Source organism: Chitinophaga sp. (genome assembly GCF_036566945.1).
In the GTDB taxonomy this organism is placed as follows: domain Bacteria; phylum Bacteroidota; class Bacteroidia; order Chitinophagales; family Chitinophagaceae; genus Chitinophaga.
The window spans coordinates 1-6,713 of record NZ_DATCVJ010000741.1; the positions used below are offsets into that span (position 1 = coordinate 1).

Annotated in this window: 5 protein-coding genes; 2 read left to right on the top strand and 3 right to left on the bottom strand. The window is 45.5% G+C overall.

All coding sequences use genetic code 11. The features are described 5' to 3' along the window. The coding region (locus tag VIP81_RS22260) for a SusC/RagA family TonB-linked outer membrane protein (protein ID WP_331966559.1) at positions 1 to 2,421 on the top strand (2,421 nt) is incomplete at its 5' end. 13 nt (positions 2,422 to 2,434) lie between these two features. Next, positions 2,435 to 3,874 carry a RagB/SusD family nutrient uptake outer membrane protein gene (locus VIP81_RS22265; RefSeq protein ID WP_331966562.1) on the top strand — a complete coding sequence of 480 codons (1,440 nt, stop codon included), beginning with the start codon at positions 2,435 to 2,437 and terminating at the stop codon, positions 3,872 to 3,874. Positions 3,875 to 3,887: 13 nt separating this feature from the next. On the opposite strand, the gene VIP81_RS33805 is transcribed toward VIP81_RS22265, so the two are convergent. From VIP81_RS33805 to VIP81_RS22275, 3 genes are all read right to left on the bottom strand, one after another. Next, positions 3,888 to 4,049 (bottom strand): CHRD domain-containing protein, encoded by a 162-nt coding sequence (locus VIP81_RS33805; RefSeq protein WP_414649365.1) that lies wholly within the window; start codon positions 4,047 to 4,049, stop codon positions 3,888 to 3,890. Next, the gene (locus VIP81_RS22270) at positions 4,046 to 4,207 is read right to left on the bottom strand and encodes a hypothetical protein (RefSeq protein WP_331966565.1); all 162 of its coding nucleotides are present in this window, start codon (positions 4,205 to 4,207) and stop codon (positions 4,046 to 4,048) included. The genes VIP81_RS33805 and VIP81_RS22270 overlap by 4 nt, the downstream gene beginning before the upstream one ends. 174 nt (positions 4,208 to 4,381) lie before the next feature. Further along, positions 4,382 to 6,713 (bottom strand): TonB-dependent receptor (locus VIP81_RS22275; RefSeq protein ID WP_331966568.1); only part of this gene is annotated, 2,332 nt, incomplete at its 5' end.

Below are 6,713 nucleotides of genomic sequence, written 5' to 3' on the forward strand. Positions count from 1 at the left end.
TCCAATGCGCTCGCTGGCATTAATCAAAATGATATTGAAAGTATAGATGTATTGAAAGATGCTGCTGCCACGGCTTTATACGGCTCCCGCGGTAGTACAGGTGTGATTGTTATCACCACCAAAAGAGGTAAAATGGGTAAAACGCAGGTGAGAGCAGATGCAGAAATTGGTGAATCAAGCCCTATAGGACTGCCGGATGCCGGCAAGCCACTTAATGCAGATCAGTATGCCGAATTGTTCAAAGAAGCTTTAACTAACGGCAATTACACAGAAGCACAGATAAAAGATCTTTCTCAAAAATATGGTCTGAACAGCGGAAAAAGTAATAACTGGTACGACCTCGTTACCCGCAATGGTCAACAGCAACAATATAATGTTAGCATCAACGGCGGAACTGAAAAATCAAAGCTGTTTGCATCCGCAGGATATTTTAATCAACAAGCCACCACCATTGGCGCCGACTTTAAAAGAATATCCGGTCTTTTTAACTACGACCATCAGATCAATAAACGTATTCAATTATCTACCGGTATCAACTTTTCCAATGTAGGTCAAAATACGCCGTACAGTACGCAATACTCCGGCAACCCTACCTATGCCGCCCGTGTATTGACGCCCTTTCAGCTGGCATATAAAGAGGACGGTTCCATTAACACCAGCACCTCCGGCAATACTAATTTCCCCGGCGTATATAACCCGTTGTGGATTGCTCAATATGATAACAAGTATCTATCAGAAACACGCGTTCTAGGTAGCACCAAACTTAAATGGAACATCTGGGATAAGTTGACCTACACCAGCTATTTCAGCATTGACTATAATGTTTTGGAAGAAACCATTTTCCTGAATCCTACCATGGGAGACGGTGTGTCGGCCGGCGGCACCAGTAAAAACTATTACTCCCGTTACTTCAACTGGCTCACCCGGAACCAGCTGGATTACCGGTATGATATACCCGGATTCGATAATTTCTACGTGTCTGCCGCAGTAGGTTACGAAGCACAGAAATCAAAAAAATACATGCTGGCTGGAGTAGGCAGTGGCTTTCCTTCCGCCCATGAAGATTTAACAGCATTGGGCAATGCGGCCACACCGACCACCGCTTTTGGCCAGTACAACAACTATGCTTTTACTTCACTGTATTCCAATGGAAGTGTCAACTATAAAAATAAGTATGCCCTTAATGCCTCCTTCCGCAGAGATGGATCTTCCAGGTTCCCGACGAATCACCGGAATGCCAGCTTCTATTCTGTTGGTGGCACCTGGAATGTGCAGGAAGAAAACTTCTTCCAACAACAACATATTTTCTCTTCTTTAAAAATCAGGTCCTCCTACGGTACTACCGGCAATGCCAATCTGGGTAATTACGACTGGCTGCCGCAGGCCAGCTACGGCAGCACCTACGGCTACGCAGGTTACAACGGCAACCAATATACGATCATTGGCAACACCGATCTGCGTTGGGAAACTTCCAAAAAATTTGATGCAGGAACTGATATCGGTTTTGCGAACGACCGTTTTATGCTGACCGTTGATTACTATAATAACAATATTGACGGATTGATACGCGCCGTTTCCACCTCACTTACTACCGGCTTTGCCAGCGTGAGTCAAAACGTGGGATCGATGGCCAATAAAGGTTGGGAATTTACAGTAAAGGGAGATGTGATAAAAGGCCGGCATTTTAACTGGTACAGTAATTTCAACCTGGCGCTCAATAAAAATGTGATCACCAAATTGCCCAAAGGCACCAATGAGCGCAACGACCAGTTTTACCTGAAAGAAGGATATAGTTTCAATAACTACTACATGAAGGAATTCGCCGGTGTAGATCCTCAAAACGGAAGTCCTTTATACTATACAGATGGCGGACATGGTACCACTACCACCGACATTTCAAAAGCTGCATATGTGGTGTTGGATAAACAATCCATCCCTAAATACATTGGTGGTTTCAGCAACGTATTCAGCTATAAAGGCATCAGCTTAGGAGTTGATTTTACTTATAATTTAGGGTACTCCGTATATGGTGCATCTGATATCTATTTCACGTCAGGCGCTTATTACACGTACAATAAATACCAGTTCATTTACGACAGACGCTGGACCACTCCAGGCCAGCACACAGATGTTCCAAAATACTCTCCTACTACCGATAATTCCACCAGCACATACCGGTTATATCGCGGCGATCATATCCGTTTGCAAAATCTGAGTGTAGGATACGATTTCAAGAACATTGCTTTCGTGAACCGGCTCGGGGTCAACAAACTGCATGTGTATGCAAGGGCGACCAACTTATGGCTCAAAACCTTTGACGACAGGTTACCGTTTGATCCGGAGGTAAGTTATTCCGGATTTGATTACCAGAATATGTTGAAATATAAAACTTTCACTGTGGGCATTAATGTTGGACTCTAAAATATCATGACTGATGAAAAATAAACGTATACATATATCCATACTGCTGGCATTTGTAATGCTGGCATCGGCCTGCGGCAAGTCCTTCCTGGATGAAGAGCCTTCCACTTCTGTTTCCGTAGAAAAAGCTATTTTAACCGATACCGATATGATGGAAAGTCTGGCAGGCTTATACCGGGTACTCGACAACTATTATCTATTTGGCCGTAATGCACTGGTGATGGGTGATCTGCTGGCAGACAATGTTTATATCAGCAGCTCCAATTCCAGCAGGTTGCTGGCGCAGAACAATTACACTTTTAACTCCGGCAGCTCAGAAGCGAAGTTATTGTGGTCGCAAAGCTACTACAGCATCTTGCAGGCTAACCGGATTATTGGCGCTAACCTGAGTGCCTCCAATAATGTAAATCAGTTAAGAGGAGAAGCCTATGCTATCAGGGCTTTATGTTACCTGAACCTGGTAAACTGGTTTGCCACCCCTTACACCGTAAAGCAGGATGCAGCCGGCGTACCGCTGATAACGGTATCCACCGATATTGGTGGCGCCTATATTAAACCCGCCAGAAATACGGTAGCCGAAGTATATACGCAGATTATCAATGACCTGGACAGCGCGTATAGCATCATGCCTGAAACTACACCTGCCATCCACGTTGCCAGCTCCAACTTCATTGCTAAATACGCAGTGAAAGCGATTCAGGCAAGGGCTTATTTATACAAAGGTGATTTTGCCAACGCGCGTGATGCGGCGTTGCTGGTGGTAAAAAACGGCGGCTATACTTTGTCTGCCGACTCAGTTACTTTCAGCAACTACTGGGCATCCAGCGTTACCCGCACCGACAAACTCGAAACCATTTTAGAACTGAATAATTCCGCCACCGCCAACAATGGACCGGAAGGAATAGATTATATGTATTCCCGCAATGGCCTGGGAGATTTATTGGCTACAGATGATACGTATGCCCTTTACACCCCCACCGACAAACGCAGGGGACTAATCGTCGACGGTATCCGAAATACCAACCAGGTATATATTATCAACAAGTATCAGAATGCCAATAAAACCGATAAAGACGAGGTAAAACTACTGCGCTACGCCGAGGTGCTGTTGACCTTAGCAGAGTCGTACGCCCGCTTAGGCGAAGGAGCCAATGCATTGCAATACTTAAACGAGGTAGCACAGAACAGAGATGCTAACCTGACCGCCTATACTTATACCGGTACAGCATTGATAGATGCCATTATCACGGAAAGGCGTAAAGAGCTGGCCTTTGAAGGACTGCGATTCTTTGACCTTACCAGAACCAATGTTGATTTTACCCGTCAGAATATGGGCGTGAAAGCATATTCTTTTTATGTGAATGTTTATAAGACTGACTTCAGGAGACTACAGCCTATTCCTGATGCGGAGGTAGCTGCGAATCCAGGTATAGGGTTGAATCCCGGGTACTAAAACAGGAACATTATTAATCCGCCCACCGGGATGCTGATAGCATCCCGGTGGGTGCACCAGAGATGCCTGTCCATGTAACCGTATAGTTAACCTGATACGAAACAGGATCGTAAGTGCCGGAAAGTGTTCCTGAACCAGTGGTTGAATTAGGAGGTACTTCCTGCGCACCATTCAGCGTGGCGCTGAGGGTGTAGGTGGTGCCTGTGGGTGGTGGATTAGTTCCACCACCATATCCGTTACCTTACTACAAGCGGCCAGCCATCCAGCTATTACCACTAAACTGTATGCCAGCAACTGCGTCCTGTAAAGACGGAAAAAAGATACTTTTCTCATAACAGTTGTTTATAGGTATTACGTATAATTACCTTTAATCGTTGCTCGCGGATTAAAACAAGTGCAGTTGCGGAACGTTCTCATCCTTTATCCGCAGGCATTTACGGAAAGGGTATTGCGCTGTAAAGTTACGATATCTTTAAGCAGGCAAGTAAACCGGGAGCTTCCAGGGTTCTAAAATTTCACGGTCACATTTCCCGTCACTCTTGTTGGACTCTGGGCCGCCAGGCGATTTGACCAGTATTTTTCATTGGTGAGATTATCCACTTTCAAACCGATCCTGTATTTTTTCCGGTCGTAAAATACGGAGGCATCCAATATGGTGTAAGCAGGTATGGTGAAGGCAAAAGTGCTGGTATTTGTTTGGTAAGACTGGCTGCCATAGTTGCCGCCAAAAGCAAGCCCCAATCCTTTTACAGCGCCTTTTACCAACCGATAGCTAATCCACAAATTAGCCATGGTGGCAGGTCCTGCTGCACTTGGGCGCAACCCCTGCAATTTAGGGGATGCTTTATCCATTTTACTTTCGTTGTAGGTATATCCGGCAATGATATTAAGTCCCGCTAAAGGGTTAGCGATGACTTCCGCCTCAAATCCTTTGCTCACCTGTGTTCCATCCTGCAGCTGATAGCCGCCATGCGCCGGATCATCGTAGGTAGAATTGGTCACGGAGATATTATAATAGCTAAAAGTGGCGTTCAGCTTTTCATTGAAAAGATCCAGCTTGGCGCCTCCTTCGATTTGATTGGCCTGCTGTGGCTTAAAAGTATTGCCATTAAAATCGGTGCCACTCTGGTTTTGAAAACCATTCATATAATTAGCAAACAACGACAACCTGTTTTTGATGATTTGGTATACCGCACCAAACTTGGGTGACAAAGCCGTTTGTTGAAATGCCCCTGCCGTAGAATCCTTTCCTGGATAATAGACGCCGAGGTTATGGTAATCATCTACCCGTAAACTAGCCATTACCAGCAGTTGCTCTGTGATATTGATCACATCTGAAAAGTAAGCGCTGTAGGTGTTTTCCCGGTTACTATCGAAGATGGTGAACGGTACTTTATTAAACAGAGGACCTACTTTTTCTCTGTTAAAACCATTATATCCGGGGGGCGGTGTTCTAAAATTCACGGCGGGCATACTGATGGTCGCATCATTGCGGGAAGCCCTCAGGCGGTAAAAATCCGCGCCAATCACCAGGCGATTACGCATGTTGCCGATATGGAAGTCGCCGATAAAGTTCTGTTGAATATCCAGTCCATGATAGGGATAGGTTTGCGAAGTAACCGCCTGGCTGAGTGTACTATCGCTTACTACGTTCAACTGCGTGGTATAACCTTCTGAAGCAGAGCGTGTCCAGGACGCCACGGTTTGCGAGGTCCATTTATCGGACAGTTTATATTTTATCTGGCCAAAGATGTTTAACTGCTGACTGGTGTAATAGATGGAGTTATCGGCAAAGGACAATTTATAAGGCACGCCCATATCTGCTACGCTGTGCGCTTTTCCTTTGGTATATGTATTCATTCTGATCGGAGAAGTGGCTTTGTATCCGCTCATTTCTGCGTCCAGTGAAAAGGTGAGGCGGTCGTTTGCCTTATAGGAAAAACTGGGTGCCAAAAGGAAGTTCTTACTGAAGCCGGCATCCTGAAAGCTACGTTCTGTATGTGCAGCGCCATTAAAGCGGAATAAGGCGGTTTTTTGCTTGTTTAAAGGGGTATTTATATCCAGGGTTAAGCGGTTCAGGTCACGGCTGCCACCAGAGTAGGATACTTCTCCTTTAAAACTTTCAAAAGGCTTTTTAGTGACGCGGTTAAACAATCCGCCATAAGAAGATAGGGTGCTTCCAAATAAGGTAGCGGAGGGGCCTTTGATGACTTCAATCCGTTCCAGGTTGGCCGGGTCTACATTGGTATACACAAAACTACCGACTCCGTTACGTACCAGGTTAGCCGTAGTGAATCCTCTGGAGAGCGCGGAACTCCTGCCCTGGTTATATACAATGGGAACGCCTGCGCCGGGAATGTTTTTAAAAGCACTGTTGTAATCCGTGATCACCTGTTCTTTCATTAGTTCCTTCCCTACCACACTATATACCTGAGGATTCTCGAGGTTCCGGAGCGGTAGTTTGGATACGTCTTCGCTTTCCTTTTTGGCAAAGCGGTTGCCGCCACTGCTGACTACTACTTCTTCGAGTTTTTGGGAAGACGTTTTCAGGACGATCTGTAGCACCACACTTTTACCATTTTCCATACTAACGGTTTGCCGGATCGTTTGAAAGCCTACCATAGATATTTCCAGCTGAAAGCGGCCATTGGCGATATTCTTAAAAAGAAATTCTCCGCTTTGGTTGGTCACCGTTCCTTTAGAAATTTCTTTCAGCCGAACAGTAACGTTACTGGCGGGATGACCGTCTGATGTGGTGATCACTCCCTGTATAGTGTTGTTGGCGCCTTCGTCCAGGCTGCTGGCTAATGTAATAAAGGGAAGTATAAAGAAGGCAAGA